This is a genomic window from Hymenobacter psychrotolerans DSM 18569 (assembly GCF_900142395.1).
Lineage (GTDB): Bacteria > Bacteroidota > Bacteroidia > Cytophagales > Hymenobacteraceae > Hymenobacter > Hymenobacter psychrotolerans.
In genome coordinates, this window is the sequence record NZ_FRAS01000005.1 from 1 (window position 1) to 22,471 (window position 22,471).

Here is a 22,471-nt window from a genome sequence, read left to right on the forward strand (position 1 = left end):
CCCATTTCCGCCGGCAGCATCTCCCACGGAATACCGCTGCGCAACACGAACAGAATGCCCGTTAACGCGGCCCGGTCCTCCACACGCGACCGCCCTCCCTTGGGACGCGGGGGAACTGGCGGAAGAAGCGGCTCCACCATGTCCCATAGCTCATCCGATACCAGTTGCTTTGCCATACCACCAGCATACGAAAACCGGTTTTGTTAGGTGCTCTAAGCTGCCGCCGCCAGTTTGCGCTGCTTCTTTTTAGCCTTTTTCAGCCGGTTCAGCCACATAATAGTACCCGTGATGGGGAACGTGACGCCCAGCAGGCACACCACCAGGCTCACGATTTTGGACGGCCAGCCGAAGATGGAGCCGGTATGCACCGGCTTGAACAGGCCCCGCACACGCTGGCCTAGGTTGCGCTGCTCGTAGGTCTGCGACTTGAGTACGCTACCCGAATATTGGTCGAGGTATACTTCGTCGGTGGCATTCTCATATACGGCATCGGGGCGCAGCGTGGCTACCCGGATGCTGCTGGTAGCGTCTTTGGGGAGCTGCAGCGTGTAATAGACAGCCTGCGGAGCCAGCGTCCGGGCCTGGGCCAGCACCGCATCCGCCGACAAACCCGCAGCAGGAGCGGCCGTTGCTGAGCCTTCCGCTGCCGGAGCAGCTTCAGGGGCCACAGCTTCGGATGCGGCCACAGTAGCCAAGCTGGCCGGCACCACCGATACGGGAGGCTCGGGGCGCTCCATAGGCGAGTTAGTAACGGCGTAGATGCCTTTGTTGAACCACTCAAACGACCAGGCTAAGCCCGTGAAGCCGAAGACGAACAGCAGCAAAGCCGAGTAGAAGCCCAGCACGATGTGCAGGTCGTGGTTGAGCCGTTTCCAGCCGCCGCTCCACTTCACCTGCAGCCGCTGCTTCACGGCCTTGCGCGACGCCGGCCACCACAGCACAATGCCCGTACCGATAATAAACAGGAACATCACCGTGCTGATGCCCACCACCAGCTTGCCGATGGGGCCGCCCACCATGCCGCGGTGCAGCGCCATCATCGTGAAGAAAAACGTTTCGCGGTAGTTCAGCTCGCCCGTAACGGCTGCCGTGTAGGGGTTCACGAACACAACCGGGCCGCGGCCGCCTTCGCCACCACCCTGGCCGCCCTTGCCACCTTTCTCTCCTTTGCCTTCGCCCTTTTCACCCCGGCCATTTTCGCCGCCTTGCTCACCCTGGCGGCCTTCGGCAGTGCGGCCGGCCCCTTCCGGACGGGCTTCAGCACGACCTTCCCGGGCGCCTTCCCCCTTTCCCTCGCTCTTCTTTTCGCCGCTGGGCGCACCCGCCAGGCTGATTTCCACGGTGCGGGCCGGGTCGGCATAGACTTTTACGCTGGCAATAGCCGCTTTGGGCTTGTAGGCGCGCACCGCCTCCGTCAGCTGGGCCAGCGGCAGGCGCGGCGCCGCGGCCGGCGTTACGTAGTAGCGCTCCGGATGCCAGGCCTGCTCCAGCTCCTTCTCGAAGACCAGAACGCCGCCCGTGAAGCACACCACGGCAATAATGAGCCCTGAAACGAGGCTGAGGTAAAGGTGAATGTTGCGAAAAAAAACTTTCATGAGGGGTAGTATGACGCAGTCAGGCAGCTGCCAAAGCTCAAAAATAACAGACAAAACCAGGTGAAGCGGCGGCTTAGCCGAAAACCCGGACGGACTCCAGTTGCAGCTGGTTTTCGTCCGGGTTTCTCTTCACTCAAACACGCTTGCGGGGCAGCGCCGGGCCCTATAGTTTGTAGCTCACCGTAGCCGAGAAATTGCGCGGCGCAATGGGGTTCACACTGTTGTCGTCGTGCAGGTTGTAGCTCAGCTCATCCAGGATGTTGGCCAGCTTCACCCGCACTCCTACGCGGTTGTAGGTGTAGCCCAGCGAGGCGTCAAACTGCACGTAGTTCGGTACTTCTATGAGGCGGTACGTGTCGTTGGCTACGTTTACGCGGGTGCTGCGGCCCGCCACCCGGTCGCCTACGTAGTAGGTGGTCACGCCGGCATTCAGGCCGCGCAGGAACGTGTCGCCGAAGGCGCTGCCGAAGTTGTAGAACAAACTCAGGTTGGCGGTGTGGGCCGGGTTGTAGCGCAGGCGGCTACCGTTGATGTAGGTGTTGGTTTTGGTGTAGGACGTGTGGTTGTAGCTATAGCCCGTAATGAGGCTCCAGCCCATCATCGGCTTGCTCTGCACGTCTACTTCCACGCCTTTGCTGGTTACTTCGCCCGCCAGCTCCTGCGCCGAAGGACGGCTCTCGTTGAAGTTGGGAGCACCGGGCTGGATGGTCTGCGCCTGGTCGCTGTTCACAATCTGGTAGGCCGTCACGTTAGCCGACAGCGCCCCGTTGAACAGGTCGTTTTTGATGCCTGCTTCGTACTGCTGAATGATGGAAGGGCGCAGCGTGTTGCCATCGGTGTCGATGCCGCTGTTGGGCGAGAAGGAGTTTGAGTAAGACGCAAACACCGACGACGTTTTAATGGGCTGATATACGACGCCCAGGCGCGGCGAGAAGGCATTGTCGTAGCGGCGCGTCTCGACGTAGGTGTTGGCAATCTTGTTGTTGATGTTGGCGATGGTGTTGTAGTTGAACACGTCGCTGGGCGTTTCCTGGTAGCTCCAGCGCACGCCGGCCAGCACCTTCACTTTCTCACTCACGCTCATCAGGTCCTGCACGTAGAAGCCGGCCCGGCGCGTGTTGCCCTTCGTCAGGGAGTTGCGCACCAGCTGGTCGAAGCTGCTCAGGCGCTCAGCGGGCTGCGCCAGCTCCTTGTTGCGGTCCAGAATGTTGATGGCGTCATACACCGTCACAGCCGTGCCGGGCCGCAGCGCCGACTCCGGCGTGGTGAAGGCCACCGAGTTGGTCTGGTACTGGTCGGCATCGGCTCCCACCAGCAGCGTGTGGCCCAGGAAGCCCGTGTTGAACGTGCCCGTCAGGTCCAGCTGCGCGAGGTAGTAGTTCTCAGAAGTCTGGGAGCGTTGCAGGCCGCGGTTCCAGTTGCCGTAGGTGGCGCCGGGCGTGCTGACGATGTTGGTAGGCCGTGAGGCGCTGCGCAGTTCGTTGTCGTAGCGCTGGAAGCCCGCCACGCCGCGCAGGCTCCAGGTGTTGTTGAGGCGCGTGGTGAGCGTAGCGGTGGCGCTGGTTTGCGTGGTGGCGTTGTTGGCGCCGGCCAGGTTCAAAAAGCGCGTGCGCGAGGCCGGAATCTCATAGTTGATGGCCCCGATGCCGTAGTCCGGCGTGCGGTTGTCGCGCAGGTAGTCGCCTTCCAGCACCAGCGTGGTTTTGGGGCTGAGCTCGAAAAGCAGCGACGGATTGACGTACACCCGGTCCGACTTTACTACGTCGCGGAAGCTGTTGCCCTGCTCGTAGGTGCCATTCAGGCGAAACGCCGCCTTTTTGCTGTCCCCGATGGCACCATACACGTCCACCGTTGGCTTCCAGAAACCGAAGCTGCCCACGCGCAGGCCCACCGAGCCACCGCGCTCAAACTGCGGCTTCTTGGTCACGAGGTTCAGCACGCCGCCGGCCGCCACGTTGCCGTAGAGGATAGCCGCGCTGCCTTTCAGCACTTCCATGCGCTCCAGTGAGCTGGCTTCCGGCATGATGCCGTTGTTGAAGCGGACCCCGTTTTTGAAGGTGTTGTTGGAGCCGTACGCAAAGCCGCGGCTGCCCAGCTCTTCCTGCGTGCCGCCGGTGGTGCTGGTCACGTACAGGCCGCTCACGTTCACTAGCGCATCGGAGAGGCGCAGCACCTGCTGCTGCTCCAGCACTTCGCGCTCCACCGTCACGGCGCTTTGTGGCAGATCGAGCGTAGGCACGGGCAGCTTGCCCACCGTCATGGCGCGCTGGTTCAGCGACTTCTGGCCCGTTACGGTTACTTCCGTCAGCGCCTGGCTGCTAACCGCCAGCGCGAAGGCCGGCAGCGTAATGGTTTCGCCACCCGTTACCGTCACGGCTACTTCCTGCGTAGCGTAGCCGATGCTGCTCACTACCAGTTGGTAGGAGCCTGCCTGGGCTGCCAGCCGGAAATTGCCGTTTTCCTGGGTGCTGGCGCCATACGAAGTGCCTTTCAGCGCTACCGTAACGCCTTCCACTGCCTGTCCTTCTGTGTTGGTAACCCGGCCGGCAATCCAGCCGCGGCGGGCTGCATCATCCGCTCCGTGTGCAGGCACTGCCAGTCGTAGTTCTCCGGCGGTAGCGGCTAAGGAAGCGTGAGAAAAACCAGCGAGGGGCAAGGATAGCAGCAGCAGCAGAGGAAGAGGACGGGACATGGACGAAGCGCCAGAGCTTGTTTAGAATCGTTTAATATAATGCAAAGCACGCACCTATTTAGATAGATTCAAAACAGTTGGTTAGAAAAATTCTATATAAAGGCGCAGTTGGTTGGTTTACAGGTACTAGGAACGGGTATGCAAGCAGAAAGCCCGGCAGTGCCGGGCTTTCTGTAGAGAGCTAGTAAGCGAGAAGGAGGCGCCGCTAGAGGCTTGCTGCCAGCGCCGCCGACATTTTCTGTGGCACCTGGAACGCATCGGCCAGCAACTCATAGGAGCGCAGCCGGTCATCAAAATCATGCGTGATAGTCACGGCTACCACTTCGTCGACGTCGTAGCTGGCGGCCAGCTCTGTCAGCTCGGCTTTCACTTTGTCGGGCGTGCCGCTCACGATGCGCTGGTGGTGGTAGGCAAGGCGGTGCAGCAGGTCGGCCGATAGGGCAGAGGTATTCACTTTCTCCACCGCATCAATCGGCGAGTAGTTGCCGGTTTCCAGCTTCAGCATCTGCAGCGCCAGGTTATCGGCGAGGGCCTGCGCGTGGCTGGCCGTATCGGCGCACACCACAAACACCGCCACATTGGCCTGGGCGGCGGCCAGCTCCGGCGACGGCTGGAACCGCTCCTTATATAGCTGCACCATTTTGGGGCCGCTGGTGGGGTTGATGAAGTGCGCAAACGAGAAGGCCGCGCCTACGTGAGCCGCAAACAGGCCGCTTTGCCCGCTGCTGCTCAGCAGCCACATTTCCGGCGTGGTATCCGTAAACGGGGCCGCCTTCACCTGGGCATGAATGGTATCCGCCACCACTTCGTCGCGCAGGTACGCGCGCAGATCCATCAGCTGGTCGGCGAAGTCCTGGTCGCTGAAGGTGTTGTGCGGATTCAGCGCGTGCGCCGTGATACGGTCGGTACCGGGGGCGCGCCCGATGCCTAAGTCGATACGGCCGGGATAGAGCGTTTCGAGCAGGCGGAAGTTCTCGGCCACTTTCAGCGCCGAGTAGTGCGGCAGCATCACGCCGCCCGAGCCCAGGCGGATACGCGAGGTTTCGGCGCCGAGGCGGGCCAGCAGCACTTCCGGGGCCGAGCCGGCCAGCGTATTGGTGTTGTGGTGCTCCGAGACCCAGAAGCGGGTGAAGCCGAGCCGGTCGGTGAGGCGGGCCAGCTCAATGGTATGCTGCAGGGCTTCACGCGGCGTGCGCCCCACCGGTACTGGCGACTGGTCGAGCACGCTCAGGTGCAGGCTATTTTCTAAGGACATGACAGGAGGTTATAGACGGAAGAAAGGCCACGGCGGCGTTGTGGCGCGTGGCAGCTGCTATAACAGAGGCATGCGCCAAGTAGTTTGCCGAAGGACCTATATCCGCCGGCTAGGCCTCCGCGGGCGGCACCGCGCCCGGGCCGTTGGTTTTGCGCAGCGGCAGCTCCGGCACAAATAGCGTTATCACCAGCCCGCCCAGCACCAGCACAATATTCACCAGGTATACCCGCGAAATAGCTTTGGAAAAAGCCGCTTTGGAAGCCGGGGAGGCTGGCGCGGCCGTAGTAGCCGGTAGTGCCGGCCCTTCAGTTACTACCACCGGCGCGGGTGCGGCCGCACTGGCGGGCAGGCTTTGGGCCAGCGTGAGCGTGAGGATGGCCCCCAGCACCGAGGCCGTAATGGCGCCGCCAATCTGCCGGAAAAACTGGCTGGCCGAGGTGGCCTGGCCCAGCAGGTGCGGCTCGATGGCGTTCTGAATGGCCAGCGTGTACAGCGGCATGGTAGGGCCCAGCCCGATGCCGCACAGCAGCAGATACGCCAGCACCTGCCCGTAGCTAACGGTGGCGGGCATAGTCGCCAGCAACGACAGGCCGCCCAGCAGCACCACGATACCGCCCAGCATCCAGCGCTTATAGTGCCCGAAGCGCGACACCATCTGCCCGGCCAGCAGTGAACCGGCCACCACGCCCATCGACAGCGGAATCAGGCTCACGCCGGCTTTGGTGGCCGATACGCCCAGCACATTCACCATAAACAGCGGCTCGAAGATGATGATGCCCAGAAACGCGCCGCCCAGCAAAAATAGCGCCCCGTTGGCCGTGCGGAACACGTGGTTGCGAAACAGCCCGAAGTCCAGAATCGGATTCTCATGGCGCAGGCTGCGCACTACAAACAGCACCAGCGCAGCAACTGACACCGCCAGCAACCCCAGCGTGACCGGCGAGGTCCAGCCGTATTCAGCCTTGTTGAGCTGCAGCCCGATAACCAGCGGCACCAGTCCCACGAGCAGCAGCAGCCCCGACACATAATCGATGGGGCGGGGCTTGCCGGCGGGCCGCAGGGCCGGCATCTGCGTCACGATAAACCAGAGCGCCAGCAAGCCCAGCGGCAGGTTCACGTAGAACACCAGCCGCCAGCCCGCCACGCCCGGTATCCAGCCCGAGCCATTATCGGTCAGGAAACCGCCCAGAAACGGCCCCAGCACCGACGACGTGCCGAAAACCGCGCCCGTAAAGCCCTGGTAGCGGCCCCGCTCGGCGGGCGGAAACAGGTCGGCAATGACGATGAAAGCCATGGCAAACAGCCCCGCGCCGCCCAGCCCCTGAATGGCGCGGAATATCACCAGCTGGTTCATCCCGTCGCCGAGCAGCGGCAGCGGCCCAAACTCCCCGGCCAGGCCGCATAGCATGGAGCCCACCAGAAAAATACTGACGGCCCCGATTTCAATCTTGCGGCGCGAGTAGGTGTCGGCCAGCTTCCCATAGATGGGCACCAGCGCCGTGCTGGCCACCAGATAGGCCGTGGCCACCCACGTAAAACGGTCCAGCCCGTTCAAATCGGCCACGATACGGGGCAGCGCGGTGCTGACAATGGTTTGGTCGAGGGAGCCCAGGAACATGGCCAGCAGCACGCCGGCAAACGTGAGCATTTTCTGCCGCTGGGTGAGGTTTTCGGTCATAGAACCGGCTTTACGGCCAGCCGGGGCGGCGGTTGCTGCCGCCGGCCGGCTAGAAGGCGGGCCGTGTAGGGTTCCTGGCGGCGGCTCCTGTACCTTCGCGGCCTCATGATTTCTGCTGTTACTCTCGGCCTGCTGTGCCTGTTTGCCTTTCTGGCTGGTTTTATTGATGCCATAGTAGGCGGTGGCGGCCTGATTCAGCTGCCCGCCATGCTGATTTTGCTGAAAGGCACGCCGGTACCCACCATTTTCGGCACCGGCAAAGTGTCGTCGCTGATGGGCACGGCGGCGGCCCTGCGCAGCTACGCAGGCAAGGTGCCCATCCGGTGGCAGGCCGTGGGCGTGGCGGCCGGGGTAGCCGGCGTGTTTTCGTTTCTGGGGGCGCGCGTAGTGAGCCAGCTGCCGCAGGAGCTGCTGCCGCAACTGGTGCTGGGCCTGCTGGTGGTTATTGCCATCTACACCTTCTGGCGCAAAGATTTTGGCTCCATCCATGCCCCGCGACTGCCGGCCAGCCGGGAGCCACTGTACGGCGCATTGGTAGGCATGGTCATCGGGTTCTACGACGGGTTTTTCGGCCCCGGTACCGGCTCATTCCTGCTGTTCGCCTTCGTGGGCCTGTTCGGCTACGACTTTATAACTTCCTCAGCTTCAGCCAAACTGGTAAACGTGGCCACCAACCTGGCGGCACTGGCCTACTTCGCCTACACCGGCCAGATTCTGTGGGCCGTGGCCCTGCCGATGGCCGCCTGCAACATCATCGGCTCCGTGCTGGGCGCCAAGCTGGCCCTGCGCCACGGCACCGGCTTCGTGCGGGTGCTGTTTCTGGTGGTTGTCAGCGGCTTTATCGTGAAGCTAAGTATGCAGGTATTCGACGTGAGCTGGTGTGAGGTATAAAGGAGTGCCTAAGTGCCATCCTGGACCTGCAAAGGCCCTTTTCACGCTTGAGCGGGACATATCGACGGCTCATTCTGCCGTCAGAAGGCCCGGCACTGGGTTCAGGATAACAGCCGCAAATTCGGCCGCTTATTCACTCACTCACTACTCCTCGTAGCGGCTGCCGAGGCCGGGCGCGGCGTTGCCCTGGGCGGCCTGGCCGCTGGGCACCCCCATCTTCTCTTCGCGCTTGCGCTGGTACTTGTCGAACTGCGCGGGCGTCAGCACGTCTTTCAGCGCGCCCAGCCGCGACTGGCCGATGTCGTCCACGACGGAGGCCATCTTGCGCACGTCCTGGCGGTAGGTGAGGCGGGACGTTTCCACGCCCCGCACACTAATCAGATTGATCTGGCGCACTTTCTCTACCTGCTGCGGATTCAGCGCCAGTGCTTTCTGCATGTTGTCGGTGAGGGCCTTGGCGCGGGTTTCCACCTGAGCCTGCGCCTCCTCCGACAGCTCAACCGGTGCCGGCCGGGTGGCCGGGCGCGGCGTAGCGGCCGTGGTTTTGGATTTGCTGGCCGGCGCTCCGGTGGCTGGCTTGGTTTTCGTCTTGACGGTGGTCGTGGTGGTCTGGGCCAGGAGCAGGCTGGGGGCGCTCAGGAGCAGAAGCGTGGCGAAAAAGGTCGTTTTCATGGGCGTAAAAAGAAAAACCGGGCAGCGAAGTAGCGCTGGGTGGGCCGCTACGACTCTGTAAATATGATGCCAATTCGGGGATTCCGCCTGCCTAACGCCCGGCGGCGCATTTTGGTGCAGCGCCGGCCGCCCCAGGCAGAAGTATGGGCTATGCCCGGCAGCGGCTGTAACCTTTCCGCGCCCTTTCCATACAAGCCTGATATGAAGCAAGCAACCCGAAACAGCTGGCTGGCCGCGGCCGGGGCCGGCGCATTACTGGCCGCCGCCACGCTCTGGAGCAACCGCCGCGGCACGTATAACCTGCACGGCCGCGTCGTGCTTATCACGGGCGGCTCGCGCGGGCTGGGCCTGATTCTGGCCCGGCAGGCCGTGGCCGAAGGCGCGAAAGTCGCCATCTGTGCCCGCGACGCCGACGAGCTGGAGCGCGCCCGCCAGGAGCTCAGCCAGGACGGAGCCGAAGTGCTGACCCTGGTTCGGGACCTCACCAACGCCGACGACGTGCAAACCATGGTGGCCGAGGTGCAGCAGCAATTGGGTGCCATCGACGTGCTCATCAACAACGCCGGCATCATCACGGCGGGCCCTCTCGACAACATTGAGCTGCGCGACTACCACGACTCGATGGACACGCACTTTTGGGCGCCGCTACACGCCATGCAGGCCGTGCTGCCGGCCATGCGCCGCCGCGGCGAAGGGCGCATCGTCAATATTGCTTCGGTGGGGGGCAAGGTGGCCGTGCCGCACCTGGCGCCTTACTGCGCCAGCAAATTTGCGCTGGTGGGCCTCTCCGAAAGCTTCCGGTCCGAACTGCTGGAGCACGGCATTCAGGTCACGACGGTGTGCCCTGGCCTGATGCGCACGGGCAGCGCCCGCCATGCCATCGTGAAAGGCCAGCACAAAAAGGAGTATGCGGCCTTCATCATTGCCGACTCCTTGCCGATGCTTTCGATGGATGCCGATGCCGCCGGCCGCCAGATCTGGAATGCCTGCCGGCGCGGCGACGCCGAAGTAATTCTGAGCGTGCCGGCCAAGGCGCTATCGGCTTTTCACGGCTTGTTTCCGGGCACCACGGCCGATATCCTGAGCTGGGTGAACCGCAGCCTGCCCAACCCCGGTGGCCCGCTCGGCGACGAACGGCGCCGGGGGGCCGAAAGCGAATCGGAGCTCAGCAGGTCCTGGCTGACTACTCTCACGCGCAAAGCCGAAGTCCGGAACAACGAGCGGTAGCGCCGTGGCAACGCAGTACCGCTACTTACTGAACACAAAAACGCCCGACCTGCAGTGCAGGCCGGGCGTTTTGCTGATTGAACGGTGGTATAAAGCAAGGAGTACGGGCAGCGGAACAGCTACTTAGTGCGCGTAAACCGACTTGATGATGGTGGTTTTGCCTTCCGCATCGGTGTTGGTGCGGGTGAGCGTCAGCGACGAGGCGCTTACGTCGGCTATGTCATACTGCGTGGTGGTACCGGCATTGGTAACGCTGAGCTGGCTGCCATCGGTGCTGAAAGCCCAGACTCCTTCCGATTCCTGCGGCGTTTCCTCGGTGCGCTTGGCAGCGCCTTCATCCTGCACGAATTTACCGGCAGCCTGGAATTTCGACAGATTGTCGCGCTCATCCGCCTTGAGCATCACCAGCAGATTGGTTTCCGTCTGGCCCGAAGAGGCCGTCATGCTGGTCAGTTTCCAGTCGCCGGAGGTCAGCAGGCTGGTTTTCTCTTCAACGGTCAGGCGGCTGACAGCGGGGACTGCGGCTGCCTGGTCCGGGGTATTCACATTATCCAACTCTTTCTCACAGGAAGCCAGGCTCAGAACGGTGGCGGCGAGGCTCAGGAACAGGGTTACTTTCTTCATGAAATGGTTTTTGGGTGATTTTTGAGTTACTTCTTCAATACGCCTTTCTGCGGCTGGCTTTTAAGGGCCGTTTCTTCTTCACAATGCGTCCAACTTCACTTCTCAACGCCTCACCCAGGTGGGCTGCGTTAGTGCAAATCTAACTAACTGTTTATCAAGTTGGTTGCGTGTGTATAGGAAAAGGTAAATTTTTAACAATTTATACCGGAGAAATACAGTATCTACATGATTTTCTTTGTGTTGTGACTATTTTTTGCGGTAAAATGAAAAAAGCCCATTCAGCAAGGCTAAACGGGCTTTTTCATTTATAGAATAGGACTATTGGTGCCGCTAAGGCGCCGGCTGGCAGCGCGGACATACATAAGTAGCTCTGGCACCTACATAGCTTTTTTCTACTTTGGTTTTTGTATGAACCGGGCAGAAAATATGATTATCCGTGCCCGGAGTGGCCGAAGTATCCCATCCGCGCGCATGAATCAGGAAAGAGGCGGGAAAGCGGCTATAGGTAGCTTCGTGCCGGATGGCGGTATTAAGTACCAGCTGAACAGCCGTGTGCAGCGCCTCAAACTCTGAGTCGGTCAGGGTATCGGCGCGCCGCTCCGGATGCACCCTGGCCTGAAACAGCACTTCGTCTACAATCCAATTTCCCAGCCCCGCAGTAATGCTCTGGTCCAGCAGCAGCGGCTTGATCAGGGACTTGCGGTGGCCGAGGGCTGCCTGCAACTGCTGCGCCGTAATATCCAGCGCATCGGGGCCCAGCTTTTTGTCTTTCTGATACCGCGCCACACTATCCACAAGCCGGATACGGCCGAACTTGCGCGGATCAATGAAAGCCACGCGCAGGCCATCGGCGAGGTGCAGCGCTACGCGGGTGAAGCGGGGCGCGTCGGGCTCGTCGCGGTAGGCCCCTACGTCGCCGGTCATCCCGAAGTGCAGGGCCAGCAGCTGCCCGCTGTCCAGCTTCAGAAAGCAGTTTTTGCCGAGCCGATGGGTGGCCGTCACAGAGTGCCCATTCAGGGCGTTGCGCAATGTGTCTTCATCGGTAGCCAGCACGTGGGCGTCCTTCACTTCCAGAGCCACAATGGTTTGGCCAACTAGCAGGTCGTCCAGAAAACGACGGTAGGTTTCAACTTCGGGTAATTCGGGCATCAGAACAGAAAAGTCAGGAACAAGGATGAAAGGGGACGTGTACCGGCCAGGGCATTTCGGCAGGCCGCCAGCACCCCAAGCCTACTGCAACAGGAGCCGCACGGATCAGGTTACCTGGAGCACAAGAATATGTGCTGCCAGAACCTGCCGCTTGCTGTAGCGAGGGCCGCACAGCAAAAAGCCGGCCCCCTGAGGAGCCGGCTTGCTTTACATGGGGCCAGTCAGAAGGTCTACGACGGGTCGGAGAGCATAGCTACCTGCTGGCCGTTCTTATCGAAAACCGCACCTGCCGCACTCACGAACAGGCGGCGCTGCTGGCCATCCACCAGCACGTATGGGAAGGCGGCCGAGTCGGAGCGGGTGAGGCGGCCCACCACCTGCGCCGTGCGCTGCTGCTGGTCGAGGCGCACGATGTTGAGGTGGCTGGTCAGGTAGTAGAGCTCGTCCGGGTTGCTACGGAACGTGATGCGCCCAATCATGTTGGCGGGCTGGCTCACGCGGTTGGTGGTTGCCACCACGGGAGCCGGGGCCGGGCGGTTGTAAATCACGGCCGGAGCAGCCGAGGGCGCCGTGTTGCGGCTGCTGGCCACAATCTGCTGGCTGGCGCGCTGCCAGCCCTCATTTATGGCCTTGAGGCGCGTGCTGCGGCCGGGGTGCGTGGGCGAGGCCTGCTCATCCGAAACCACCGCCATACCGGCCTGGGCCTGCGAAAGGCTGGCGCCCATCTTGCGCAGTACAAAGCCCGAGAATTCGTCGGCTTCCAGCTCGTCGGCGGGGTTGGAGCCGCCCTGGCGCAGGGTGTGGCCGTTGAGATGGTGACCCATTTCGTGCGCCAGGATGCTGATGCCCGCCCAGTCGGTACGGCCAGCCTGATTCACGGCTGACACAAATTTAGGGTTATACAGCAGGTAGCGTTTGCCGCTGTAGACTACGGCGGCGGCGTTCTGCACCTGCGAAGTAGCCAGCAGCTCGAAGCGGGGCTTGAGGCCGACTACATCGGTGATTTCACGAAGTACGTCGCGCTGGGCAGTAGCGGACTGAGCGCCGGCCGGGCCGGCAAGCAAGAGCCACCCTGCCAGCAGCGAGCCGGCAAAGCGACGAAGAAGGCGGGGGTAGAGCGTCATTGAAAAGTCCTTTTGAGGCGAAACTAACAGGAAGGAGAATGTCAGGAATCGTGCCGAACTGGCTACTAACGAAACGATATCCAAACGATTTTCGTGCGTTTAAGTCCATTTTCCAGAAGGATGATTCCGGGCGCCGTAAAGTTGCAGGCCTCTCCCAACTGTCTTGCGCTCAGGACAGCTACAGCGTCTGGTTTGCTGTGCTGCAATGCGGTTTCGCTGGGTTGAAAGCCGCTCAGCAGCAGGCGCTACGCCGGCAGTGGCTGCGGAGCAATCTGAGCCTGAGGCCGCTCCCCAATCTGCTGGCGCCACATGGCGTAGTAGAGGCCGCGCTGGGCCAGCAGCTCCTCGTGGCGGCCGGCTTCGGCCACGTGGCCGCGCTCCAGCACGAAGATGCGGTCGGCGTGAAGGATGGTGCTGAGCCGGTGCGCAATCAGGATGGTGATGTGCTGGCGCGAGCCGGACAGATCCCGCACCGTCTGGCTGATTTCTTCCTCCGTCAGCGAGTCCAGGGCCGAGGTGGCTTCGTCGAAGACGAGCAGAGTGGGGTGGCGCAGCAGGGCCCGCGCAATGCTGAGGCGCTGCTTTTCGCCCCCTGATACCTTCACGCCGCCCTCGCCAATCACCGTATCGAGGCCGAGTGGGGCGCGGGCCAGCAGCGTATCGGCGGCGGCTTGGTGCAGGGCGCGCAGGCACTGGGCGTCGGTGGCCTGGGGCGCCACGAACAGCAGGTTTTCGCGGATGGTGCCGGCAAAAAGCTGGGTGTCCTGGGTCACGAAGCCGATTTGCTCGCGCAGCGTGTCGAGGTCCAGGTCGGTGCCGGGAATGCCGTTGTAGAGGATGCGGCCGGCCGCCGGCGGATACAGGCCCACCAGCAGCTTCACGAGCGTGGTTTTGCCCGAGCCCGAAGGACCGACAAAGGCAATGGTTTCGCCGAGCCTGGTCTGGAACGAAATGCCCGCGAGGGCCGGGGCATTGGCCGTTAGGTGCTGGAAGTGCACGTCATCGAAGGCCAGCGTTTCAATCTTCTCAATTACCTGCGGATGGGCGGGTTTCACTTCCTTGGGCGTATCAAGAATCTGCTGGAAATTGGCCAGCGAGGCTTCCGTTTCGCGGTAGATGTTGATGATGGTGCCCATTTCCTGCAGCGGCCCGAAAATGGCAAACGAGTAGATAAAGAACGAGAAGAACTCGCCCACCGTGATAATCTGCTGCACCACCAGAAACAGCAGCATCAGCAGAATTACGTTGCGCATCAGGTTCACGAAGGTGCCCTGCACGAAGGACAAGGAGCGCAGGTAGCGTACTTTCTTCAGCTCCAGCTTCAGGATTTTTTCGGTGGTGGCGTTCAGGCGCAGGGTTTCCTGCTGGGCCAGCCCGAGGCTCTTAATCAGTTCGATATTGCGCAGGCTTTCGGTGGTGGAGCCGGCCAGGGCCGTGGTTTCGGCCACGATGGTCTTCTGAATCACCTTGATGCGGCGGCTCAGAAACAAGCTCAGGGAGCCCAAAATAGGGATGGTGAGAAAGTACACCGCCGCAATGGGCCAGTACACGCTGATGGCGTACCAGACCACGAAAATGATGCCCACCAGCGAGATGAACAGGATGTTGACAAAGCTCTGAATCAGCTTTTCTACGTCGGTGCGCACCTTCTGCAGCTTGCCCAGGGTTTCGCCGGAGCGCTGGTCCTCAAACACCTGATAGGGCAGCTCCAGCGAGTGGCGCAGGCCATCGGAATAGAGCTGCGCCCCGAGCCGCTGCGTGATGACGTTGACGTAGTAGTCCTGGAAGTTTTTGGCGATGCGCGACACCATGGCCACGCCCATGGCCTGCAGAATCAGCAGGCCCGCGCCCCCAGTCAGAAACGTCCAGAATCCGTCATGAAACACCGTTTCGCCGGCTTTCACCACGTGCCGGTCGATGATCTGGCGGAAGATATACGGGTCGAGTAAGGAAAAGACCTGATTGATGGCGGCCAGCAGCAAGGCCAGTCCCAGCAGGCCCCAATAGTGGCGCAGGTAGCTGTACAGTAACTTCATGATAGAGGAGAGGTTCGTACAGAAAGCGCTGAGCGGGCCGTAAAGTTTTCACCGCTGAGCCCGCCGAAACGTACCGATGCCGAGCAACACCTGCCGGAAGCGCCCCGCTACGCAGTGCCGCTGTGGTAGTGCGCCGTGTGCGTCGCCCGCCCGTCAGTTGGCCGGCGCCTGGTTCCAATGCTGCACAATCTGCGGCACGCTGCCTTCAATCCAGTCTGCAAGGTCGCGCACTTTGGCGGCGGCTTGCTGGCCCAGGGGCGTCAGGCTGTACTCTACGTGCGGGGGCACCACCTCATAGGCCACGCGGCGCACGAGGCCGTCGGCTTCCAGCCACTGTAGGGTTTGGGCCAGCATCCGCTCACTCACGCCCCCAATCAGGCGGCGCAACTCACTGAAGCGGCGGGTTTCGCCGGCCAGCACCAGCAGTACCAGCACGCCCCAGCGGCTCGTAATGTGCTTCATGACGGTGCGCGATGGGCAGGCTGCCGACAGCAAATCACCGCGCCGCAGCTTTTCTGAGAGAGTTTCTGCGTCCGGTGCAGAAGATACTTTCACTTTTTTCATACTTACCTTTTTGTACGTACTTACTTTATGTAAGTATACCACATACTTTTGTGCCGTTCCTCATTTAACACCTGAAATCATGAAAATTGCCATTACCGGAGCCACCGGCCAGCTAGGCCGCCTGGTTATCGAAAAACTGAAAGCCCGGACTTCCGCCGACCAACTAGTGGCCCTAGTACGCAACCCTGCCAAAGCCGCCGACCTGGGCGTGGAAGTTCGGGAAGCTGATTACAACCAACCGGCTACGCTCAGCGCGGCGCTGGCCGGAGTGGAAAAGCTGCTGCTGATTTCTTCCAGTGAAGTAGGGCAGCGCGCCACGCAGCACCACAATGTATTGGAGGCCGCCAGGCAGGCAGGAGTCCGGCACATCATCTATACCAGCGTGCTGCACGCCGATACGTCGCCGCTAAGTCTGGCGGAGGAGCACCGCGCCACCGAGGCGGAGTTGAAGGCGTCGGGTGTGGCGTACACGTTGCTGCGCAACGGCTGGTATACTGAGAACTATACAGGCTCGGTGCCCGGCGCCGTAGCAGGCGGCGCCTTCATCGGCAGCGCCCGAAATGGCAGAATATCATCCGCTACCCGGTCCGATTTTGCCGATGCCGCCGTCACGGTGCTTACTACCCCGGGCCACGAAGGCAAGGCCTACGAGCTGGCGGGCGACGATTCGTACACCTTGTCTGAGCTGGCCGCTGAAATTTCACGCCAGACCGGCAAAAACATTCCCTACCGCGACTTGCCCGTGGCCGACTACGCCGCTGCGCTGGCTGGTTTCGGGATTCCCGAAGGCTTCGCGCACAGCCTGGCCAGTTTGGATGCCGATGCCGCCGGGGGGGCACTTTATGACGACAGCCGCCAGCTCTCCCGGCTGATTGGCCGGCCCACTACGCCTCTGTCCGAGGCGGTGGCGGCGGCGCTCCGCTAACGCAGACACTTCCTGCGCAGCCACGGGAGGCTGCTACGAGGCCCGCTGTCAACGTCTGAAGTTGGCAGCGGGCTTTGTGTTTACGGGCTGAGTGCGAGGCTAAAGCCTGTGCGCGGGCGTCGGCAATCTGGTTAAGCTGTGGCTTCGCCGGCGGTGCTGGCTACCAGGCGCGTGCTGCCGGGCACCATAACGGGCGGCGCGGCGGTATGGCTGTAGCTCTGGGCCAGCAGATGCGACACTGCCGGCGGCTCCGGGCCCTGGTGCAGCTGCCGGATCTGTAGTTTCAGCTCTTCTTCCTCGCGGCTCACGCCCCGCTCGTGCTGCTGCGCATGCTCGCCCCACGACTCGGTCATGAAATACTCCAGCATTTTGGTGGGGTCAGCCAAGTCGGCGTAGAGGCCCCAGCCAATGGCGCCTTCGCGCCGCCGGATGTGGGCCAGCTTTTCCATGAGATAAGTAAAGGCCGGCCGGTTTTCGGGGGCAATGCGGTAGGTTGTCGTGATAATGACCGGGCCCTCGTCGGAGGCCGGCTCTTCGGCCAGCACGGGCTCCAGGCGCGGCCGGGCCGGCGTGAAATCCAGCGCTTCAGGCGACGTATACAGCGAAAACCGCAGCACCAGCAGCGTGCTCAGGCCCAGCCAGCCGGCGGCCCCGGTGAGAGCCAGCGGCAGGCCCCAGCGGGTAGCCACCGAACCCCATACCACGCTGCCCAGCGCCATGCCGCCCTGTATAGTAAGCAGGTAGAGGCTGATAGTACGGGCCTGCACCCAACGGGGCACCACCGTCTGCACGCCTACGCTGAACGAGTTGAGCACCAGCATCCAGGCCAGGCCCACCAGTACCAGCAAAGCCATCAGTAGCGGCTTGCTCCCCGAATAGGCCAGGCCCAGCAGCCCGATGGCAAAGGCGCTGGTGGCCAGTGTTACGCGCCAGTCGATGGAAAGGCGGCGGTTGAGGCGCGGCAGCACCACGGCCCCCAGCACCGCCCCGGCCCCCATGCACGAAAGCAGTATAGAGTAGAAGGAGGTCGGCAGCTGCAGATGGCGAACCACCACGGCCGGCATCAGGGCAAACAAGGCGCTGGCCCCGAACGTGAAGCACACGCCCCGCACCAGAATATGCTGCACCGGCGGCGCAAACCGCGCGTAGCGGATACCGCCCCGGATGGCCGCCAGTACCCGCTCACCGGCCAGCGTGGCGGTAGCCTGCGGCTCGCGCTTCCAGCTGTATACCATATAGATGGTGGCCAGGAACGATATGCCGTTGAGCAGAAACGCCGCGCCCGCCGAAAAATACCCGATGACGAGGCCGCCCAGCGCCGGCCCGAAGGCGCGCGCCAGATTGAAGCTGACGCTGTTGAGCGCAATAGCCTGGGGTAGCTCGGCGCGCGGCACCACTTCCGGCGTCACGGTTTGCCACACGGGGTTGTTGAGGGCGCCGCCCAGGCCCAGCAGAAACGTGAGTGTGAGCAGCAGCCACGGCGTATTGAACCCCAACAAAGTAACGCTGGCCAGTACCAGCGCCGTCACGGCCATCCAGGTTTGGGTGGCCAGCAGCATGCGGCGGCGGTCTACCAGGTCGGCGAGGGCGCCGGCGGGCAGGCTCAGCAGAAACACGGGCAGCGCCGAGGCCGTCTGCAGCAGTGCCACCAGGACTGATGAGGTAGTCAGCTCCGTCATCAGCCCCACCGCGCCCACGTTCTGCATCCAGGTACCAATGTTCGATACGAACGAGGCAATCCAGAGCATCCGGAAAATAGGAATGCGCAACGGCGCAAACGCGGAGGTGGGGGCAGCAGGAAGCGGGGTAGTGGGGGTGGGCATAAGCAGACAGCGTGATACCTCTACGTACGCAGCGGCTGCCTGCCAGGTCGTGAAAACGCATGTAGCGGCCGTGCTGCAGGCCGCAGCAGGCGCACAAAAAAGCCCCGAAGAAATTCTCCGGGGCTTTTTTGTGCACAGCAGTGTCCGAAATGCTGTGCTGGTTTGTAGCTGATTATGGCGCGTACTAAGCCATAGGAGTGGGGCGGCGGCTCTGGCCCCCTTTGCGGCCGGCCTGGCGGGCCTCCTCCGAGGTCCAGCGGTGGCCGCGGCCACTTTCGTGGGAGGCTTTGCCACCTTCGCTGGCAATGCGGCGCTGGGTTTCGGGGTCCATGGAGGCGAAGCCGCGGCGGCTGGTCGGACGAGCAGGAGTGTTAGCGGCAGCCGTGCCGCGCGATGATTGAGAAGTAGCCATCAGAAAAAAGAAAAAGTGGAAAGGAATCAAAGAATAGAAGTGGGCCAGGTCATGCCGTGCCCACCCGGTTACTTGTGGAGCCCAGCGCCGCCGGCCACAGCTGAAACAGCTGGTCGAGGTGGAGCAGGCGCAGGGCGCGTTCCAGCACGGGGCCTACATGGTAGAGGAGTACATCGGCGCCGGCGGCACGGGTCAGCAGCAGCTGCGACACCAGAAAGCTGACGCCCCGCGTGCGCAGGCAGCCCAGCCGCTGGCAGTCGATGAGCAGGCAGGGCCGCCCGTTGTCGTCGGTAGCCGCGCTGCTTAGGCGGCGGGCCAGCTGCACTGGGTCTGTCAGGTTCACATCTACCGTGTAGATGCGGCCCGCCTGATCAGGAAGAGAATTGGAAGGGTACATGGCTAGAGAAACGAGTGTCAGAAGTGGGGTAGTATGGCCACTGATGTGGTCTTGTCTGGCGTAACTCCTTCAAAGCTAGTGCACAATGTTAAGGTCCAGCTCCGTGTTAGTACCTGTTTTTTGCCTCCGTATAAGTACTGAGTGCCGCTCTATATTCCGCCTGCCGGAGCACCGTAGCTCACGCGGGCTTGCGGCAGCTGGTCGGGGATGAACTGGATGGGGCCGAACAGCCAGCTGGCCCCGCCTGGCCGCAGCCGTTGCAGCGAAAAGTGCCCGCACAGATAGGTCCCGCGCAGCGTCAGGCGCAGGCGGTTGAGGCAGGCTGCTACCGGCAGCGTGGAAGTAGGCAGAGTGCCGGTGCCGGCATCCAGCAGCGTGTCGGGCAACGCTACTGCCGCCGATGCCTCGGTCATGAGCAGGGTAGTGCGCGAGTTGATGGTGCGGCGCGACTCATAGGGCAGCACCCAGTGCGCGAGCGGCACACTGCCTGCGGGGGCAGCGACTCAAAGAGGGCCAGGTGCTGGTAGGCCCCGGCTCCGGCCGATTGGCGAAGCTCGAAACGAATCGTTGGCATACGAGAAAGGTGAAAATGGAAAGGGCAGGCTCTGGTGAAGTAGCGGAGCAACAGCCGTATCACATGGTGCTTCGCCGCTTTGGCAGCTGCACCCCGCTTGGCGGCAGGGTGCGGCAGAATGCGTGGCCAATGGGGCAGCAGGTGTCCTGACAAGGCAGGCGCTTGGCTGCAGCTGGCTGCCCGTGTGCTACGGGCGGGTTCCCATCGGCCGGCCCCGTAACCGGGCAGCCAACTCCCTCCTTAAACGTATTGCCCAGCCCCTACAGACGAGGTATAACTACTGAAAAGCTCGGCGAGAAGCACTGATTTACTCGTCCGTATATTTCGGCAACCCGACGAAAAAATGCCTCCAAAGCCTGTGAAAAGCTGGCCCGCATCCATGCCCTCCTGAGTGGATGAACGATGGCGGCCCGCTGCAACAGGCGTGAGTAGCGGCTAGTGGCCCAGCATGCACAGTCATTGAGGCAGTGAAGGCCAGGATTGCACCTGCGCGCCCCAGCTAGACAACTGTTGCGGCATTTTACTGCTCCGCGTTAGGGCGGATAGCAAAGCGCCACACCACAACGGGCAACCGGCCAGCGGGCTGGTTGCCCGTTGTGGCTCGTGCCCGGTACGAGTCTGCTCTTCGGCGGCCTGTGGCACTGGCTCCGCTCACGCCCGCCAGCACGGCGTGCTGCCGGGGGGCAGGTTGCGGAGGTGGCACGCAGCTGAGCCATAACATCGGCCGGGGGCGCGCGTAAGCCGGAGCTTATGTACTATAGTTCGGGTTTTCACGAAGCAGTAGCCAGCCAACAGCCATGAGTACTTTCCCTTCTGCCTCTTCCCGGGATGTAGCGCAGCTGCGGCTGCAGGAATGGCGGGCCCGGGCCGAGGAGCGCCACCGGCTGGTGGCGCAGACGATCGGGGAGAAAAGCCCGGAGGAAGTGCTGCGCCTGGTGCAGGACCTGCAGGTGCGCCAGATGGAGCTGGAAATGCAGTATGAGCAGCTGCTGCTGGCCCAGCAGGAAGCCGAAACCCTGCGGACCCAGTACGTAGACCTGTACGAGTTTGCCCCGGTAGGCTACTGCACACTCCTGCCCGACGGCACCATCACGCAGCTAAACCTGCACTGCAGCCAGCTGCTGGGCAGCCCGCGCCAGCAGCTGCTGGGGCGGCGGTTCGGGGTGTTTGTGCCGTTGCAGGAGCGTCACCGCTTCGCCGATTTTCTGGCGCAGGCGTTCCAAACGGGCACGCAGGAAACCTGTGAGCTGACTATGAACCGCAGTGACGGCAGCTGCTTCTATGCGCAGTTTATTGCGCTGGCCATCGCCGGCTCCACCGGCCAGCCCGCTACCCACTGCCGCCTGGCCCTGCTGGATACCACCACGCGCCACCATGCCGTAGCGGGCCTGGCGGCCAGCGAAGCCCGCTTCCGCACCCTGTTTGAGCAAAGCGCTGATGCCGCGCTGCTGGTCCGCAACCACCACATTCTGGACTGCAACGAGGCGGCCATGCGGATGATAGGAGCCCGGGAAAAATCTGAGCTGTTAAACAAGCCCCTGAACTTTAAGGTACCCGACAGGCAGACCAACGGCCGCAGCAGCCTGCTCCTGATTCAGGAGCATGAGGCTGCCGTGCAGGCCAAGGGAGCACACCGGTTCGAGTGGTTTCGCTACAACCTGCAGGGGGAGCCTATGTGGCTTGAAATCACGCTCACTAACATTGCCGTGGGCGGCGAGCAGCTGATTCATGCCGTGTGGCGCGACATTACCGCGCAACGGGCCGCCCGCGAGCAGCTGCGGGCCGAAAAGGAATTCTCGGAAAGCCTGCTCGCCAACAGTATCGACTGCATTGTGGCCCTGGACCGGCAGGGCTGCGTGACGGCCTGGAACCGCCAAGCCGAGCACTACTCCGGCCTGGCCGAAACAGCGGTGCTCGGCAAAAGCATCTACACCGTTTTTCCGCACCTCGACACGGCGCAGGTGCATGCCGTGTTGCAGCGCGTACTGGCCGGGGAACAAATCCTGAAGAGCAGCCCGAGCTTCGTGGATCTGCCGGGCCAGTTCGATGCGCATCTGGTGCCCTTGCGCAACACCGACAACCAGCAGGTAACCGGGGTGCTGGCCATTATCCGCGACATGACCGAGCGCACCCGCCTGCTCGAAGAAGCCACCCGCCTCAAACTCAGCCAGCAGCAGGAAGTGTTATCGGCCATTCTCAACACCCAGGAAGCGGAGCGCAAGCGTATCGCGGAGGCGCTGCACAACGGGCTGGGGCAGGTGCTCTATGCCACCAAGCTGCACCTGGAGCGGGCCGCCGCCACGGCCAAGCGTGACAAGGGCCTGTCTCTGCTCGATGAAGCCATCAAGATGACGCGCAGCATCTCCTTCGAGCTGACTCCCGGTATTCTGGAAGATTTTGGGCTCGAATATGCCCTGAAAGAGTTGGTGCGCCGCATTCCGCGCTCCAGCATAAAAATGCACCTGCACGTGGCTGGCCTGCGGGAGTCGCTGCCAGCGCTGCTGGAGCTGGCCGTGTACCGGATGGTGCAGGAGCTGCTCAACAACATCATCAAGCATTCGGAGGCGCAGGAAGCCTTTGTGCATGTGGTGCGCGAGGGAGAGGTTCTCGCCATTTCGGCCGAGGACAACGGCCAGGGCTTCGACCTGCTCAGCAAGGAAAAAGCCGGTATCGGCATCGGGCTGCCCGGCATCCGCAACCGGGTGGGGCTGCTGGGCGGTAAGCTCACCATCGACTCGCGCCCCGGCCAGGGCACCATCGTAAGCGTAGAGCTGCCGGTGAAGTAGGTTATGAGGTGAAAGGTGAAAAGTGAAAGGTGATGAGGTGATGAGGT

General features: G+C 62.3%; 19 protein-coding genes. 4 read left to right on the forward strand and 15 right to left on the reverse strand.

The genetic code is table 11. From position 1 onward, the window contains the following. The 5 genes from BUE15_RS06430 to BUE15_RS06450 all read right to left on the reverse strand — a co-directional run. On the reverse strand, window positions 1-176 hold a 176-nt coding region (locus BUE15_RS06430; RefSeq protein ID WP_139252159.1), incomplete at its 3' end, for a transposase. A gap of 36 nt (window positions 177-212) precedes the next feature. Further along, a complete protein-coding gene (locus tag BUE15_RS06435; protein ID WP_073282303.1) occupies window positions 213-1,595 on the reverse strand; it encodes a PepSY-associated TM helix domain-containing protein in 1,383 nt (460 codons plus the stop codon). A 163-nt stretch (window positions 1,596-1,758) separates the two neighbouring features. Further along, window positions 1,759-4,188, reverse strand: a complete 2,430-nt coding sequence (locus BUE15_RS06440) for a TonB-dependent receptor (RefSeq protein WP_244535895.1) — start codon at window positions 4,186-4,188, stop codon at window positions 1,759-1,761. A 304-nt stretch (window positions 4,189-4,492) separates the two neighbouring features. Continuing rightward, entirely contained in the window at window positions 4,493-5,542 is a 1,050-nt protein-coding gene (locus tag BUE15_RS06445; protein WP_073282306.1) for an LLM class flavin-dependent oxidoreductase, read from the reverse strand. A 109-nt stretch (window positions 5,543-5,651) separates the two neighbouring features. After that, on the reverse strand, window positions 5,652-7,220 hold the full coding sequence (locus tag BUE15_RS06450) for an MDR family MFS transporter (RefSeq protein WP_244535896.1): 1,569 nt from the start codon (window positions 7,218-7,220) through the stop codon (window positions 5,652-5,654). Window positions 7,221-7,325: 105 nt separating this feature from the next. Between BUE15_RS06450 and BUE15_RS06455 the strand changes: the two genes are divergently transcribed. Further along, window positions 7,326-8,111 (forward strand): sulfite exporter TauE/SafE family protein, encoded by a 786-nt coding sequence (locus BUE15_RS06455; protein WP_073282308.1) that lies wholly within the window; start codon window positions 7,326-7,328, stop codon window positions 8,109-8,111. Between the two features lie 144 nt (window positions 8,112-8,255). Here the strand turns inward: BUE15_RS06455 and BUE15_RS06460 are convergent, their stop codons facing one another. Further along, window positions 8,256-8,783 (reverse strand): hypothetical protein, encoded by a 528-nt coding sequence (locus tag BUE15_RS06460; protein WP_084548870.1) that lies wholly within the window; start codon window positions 8,781-8,783, stop codon window positions 8,256-8,258. Between the two features lie 201 nt (window positions 8,784-8,984). Between BUE15_RS06460 and BUE15_RS06465 the strand changes: the two genes are divergently transcribed. Continuing rightward, window positions 8,985-10,010: an SDR family NAD(P)-dependent oxidoreductase gene (locus BUE15_RS06465; protein WP_073282310.1), complete on the forward strand. Its 1,026-nt coding sequence runs from the start codon at window positions 8,985-8,987 to the stop codon at window positions 10,008-10,010. Between the two features lie 123 nt (window positions 10,011-10,133). Here BUE15_RS06465 and BUE15_RS06470 read toward each other — a convergent pair whose 3' ends face one another. From BUE15_RS06470 to BUE15_RS06490, 5 genes are all read right to left on the reverse strand, one after another. Further along, on the reverse strand, window positions 10,134-10,634 hold the full coding sequence (locus BUE15_RS06470) for a hypothetical protein (protein WP_073282312.1): 501 nt from the start codon (window positions 10,632-10,634) through the stop codon (window positions 10,134-10,136). Between the two features lie 330 nt (window positions 10,635-10,964). Beyond that, entirely contained in the window at window positions 10,965-11,783 is an 819-nt protein-coding gene (gene mutM / locus BUE15_RS06475) for a DNA-formamidopyrimidine glycosylase (RefSeq protein ID WP_073282314.1), read from the reverse strand. A 230-nt stretch (window positions 11,784-12,013) separates the two neighbouring features. Next, on the reverse strand, window positions 12,014-12,907 hold the full coding sequence (locus BUE15_RS06480) for a M48 family metalloprotease (protein ID WP_073282316.1): 894 nt from the start codon (window positions 12,905-12,907) through the stop codon (window positions 12,014-12,016). A 245-nt stretch (window positions 12,908-13,152) separates the two neighbouring features. After that, complete coding sequence (locus BUE15_RS06485) at window positions 13,153-14,943, reverse strand: ABC transporter ATP-binding protein (protein ID WP_073282317.1); 1,791 nt, start codon at window positions 14,941-14,943, stop codon at window positions 13,153-13,155. A gap of 153 nt (window positions 14,944-15,096) precedes the next feature. Beyond that, window positions 15,097-15,405, reverse strand: a complete 309-nt coding sequence (locus BUE15_RS06490) for a winged helix-turn-helix transcriptional regulator (RefSeq protein ID WP_244535897.1) — start codon at window positions 15,403-15,405, stop codon at window positions 15,097-15,099. Between the two features lie 181 nt (window positions 15,406-15,586). On the opposite strand from BUE15_RS06490, the gene BUE15_RS06495 reads away from it, so the two are divergent. Continuing rightward, window positions 15,587-16,432: an SDR family oxidoreductase gene (locus tag BUE15_RS06495; RefSeq protein ID WP_073282321.1), complete on the forward strand. Its 846-nt coding sequence runs from the start codon at window positions 15,587-15,589 to the stop codon at window positions 16,430-16,432. A 131-nt stretch (window positions 16,433-16,563) separates the two neighbouring features. Here the strand turns inward: BUE15_RS06495 and BUE15_RS06500 are convergent, their stop codons facing one another. From BUE15_RS06500 to BUE15_RS06515, 4 genes are all read right to left on the reverse strand, one after another. Continuing rightward, on the reverse strand, window positions 16,564-18,255 hold the full coding sequence (locus BUE15_RS06500; protein ID WP_073282323.1) for an MFS transporter: 1,692 nt from the start codon (window positions 18,253-18,255) through the stop codon (window positions 16,564-16,566). A gap of 184 nt (window positions 18,256-18,439) precedes the next feature. Then, a complete protein-coding gene (locus BUE15_RS06505; RefSeq protein ID WP_073282612.1) occupies window positions 18,440-18,667 on the reverse strand; it encodes a KGG domain-containing protein in 228 nt (75 codons plus the stop codon). Window positions 18,668-18,716: 49 nt separating this feature from the next. Continuing rightward, the gene (locus BUE15_RS06510) at window positions 18,717-19,064 is read right to left on the reverse strand and encodes an STAS domain-containing protein (RefSeq protein ID WP_073282325.1); all 348 of its coding nucleotides are present in this window, start codon (window positions 19,062-19,064) and stop codon (window positions 18,717-18,719) included. A gap of 149 nt (window positions 19,065-19,213) precedes the next feature. Continuing rightward, window positions 19,214-19,546 (reverse strand): hypothetical protein, encoded by a 333-nt coding sequence (locus tag BUE15_RS06515; protein ID WP_073282327.1) that lies wholly within the window; start codon window positions 19,544-19,546, stop codon window positions 19,214-19,216. Between the two features lie 889 nt (window positions 19,547-20,435). On the opposite strand from BUE15_RS06515, the gene BUE15_RS06520 reads away from it, so the two are divergent. After that, a complete protein-coding gene (locus BUE15_RS06520) occupies window positions 20,436-22,424 on the forward strand; it encodes a sensor histidine kinase (RefSeq protein ID WP_073282328.1) in 1,989 nt (662 codons plus the stop codon). Window positions 22,425-22,471 lie beyond the last annotated feature (47 nt).

Coding starts and splice junctions, on each gene's coding strand:
- BUE15_RS06490 (WP_244535897.1), bottom strand. CDS start 15,405: ATGAAGCACATTACGAGCCGCTGGGGCGTGCTGGTACTGCTGGTGCTG.
- BUE15_RS06505 (WP_073282612.1), bottom strand. CDS start 18,667: ATGGCTACTTCTCAATCATCGCGCGGCACGGCTGCCGCTAACACTCCT.
- mutM (WP_073282314.1), bottom strand. CDS start 11,783: ATGCCCGAATTACCCGAAGTTGAAACCTACCGTCGTTTTCTGGACGAC.
- BUE15_RS06520 (WP_073282328.1), top strand. CDS start 20,436: ATGAGTACTTTCCCTTCTGCCTCTTCCCGGGATGTAGCGCAGCTGCGG.
- BUE15_RS06510 (WP_073282325.1), bottom strand. CDS start 19,064: ATGTACCCTTCCAATTCTCTTCCTGATCAGGCGGGCCGCATCTACACG.
- BUE15_RS06480 (WP_073282316.1), bottom strand. CDS start 12,907: ATGACGCTCTACCCCCGCCTTCTTCGTCGCTTTGCCGGCTCGCTGCTG.
- BUE15_RS06435 (WP_073282303.1), bottom strand. CDS start 1,595: ATGAAAGTTTTTTTTCGCAACATTCACCTTTACCTCAGCCTCGTTTCA.
- BUE15_RS06455 (WP_073282308.1), top strand. CDS start 7,326: ATGATTTCTGCTGTTACTCTCGGCCTGCTGTGCCTGTTTGCCTTTCTG.
- BUE15_RS06460 (WP_084548870.1), bottom strand. CDS start 8,783: ATGAAAACGACCTTTTTCGCCACGCTTCTGCTCCTGAGCGCCCCCAGC.
- BUE15_RS06470 (WP_073282312.1), bottom strand. CDS start 10,634: ATGAAGAAAGTAACCCTGTTCCTGAGCCTCGCCGCCACCGTTCTGAGC.
- BUE15_RS06485 (WP_073282317.1), bottom strand. CDS start 14,943: ATGAAGTTACTGTACAGCTACCTGCGCCACTATTGGGGCCTGCTGGGA.
- BUE15_RS06445 (WP_073282306.1), bottom strand. CDS start 5,542: ATGTCCTTAGAAAATAGCCTGCACCTGAGCGTGCTCGACCAGTCGCCA.
- BUE15_RS06495 (WP_073282321.1), top strand. CDS start 15,587: ATGAAAATTGCCATTACCGGAGCCACCGGCCAGCTAGGCCGCCTGGTT.
- BUE15_RS06500 (WP_073282323.1), bottom strand. CDS start 18,255: ATGCCCACCCCCACTACCCCGCTTCCTGCTGCCCCCACCTCCGCGTTT.
- BUE15_RS06465 (WP_073282310.1), top strand. CDS start 8,985: ATGAAGCAAGCAACCCGAAACAGCTGGCTGGCCGCGGCCGGGGCCGGC.
- BUE15_RS06450 (WP_244535896.1), bottom strand. CDS start 7,220: ATGACCGAAAACCTCACCCAGCGGCAGAAAATGCTCACGTTTGCCGGC.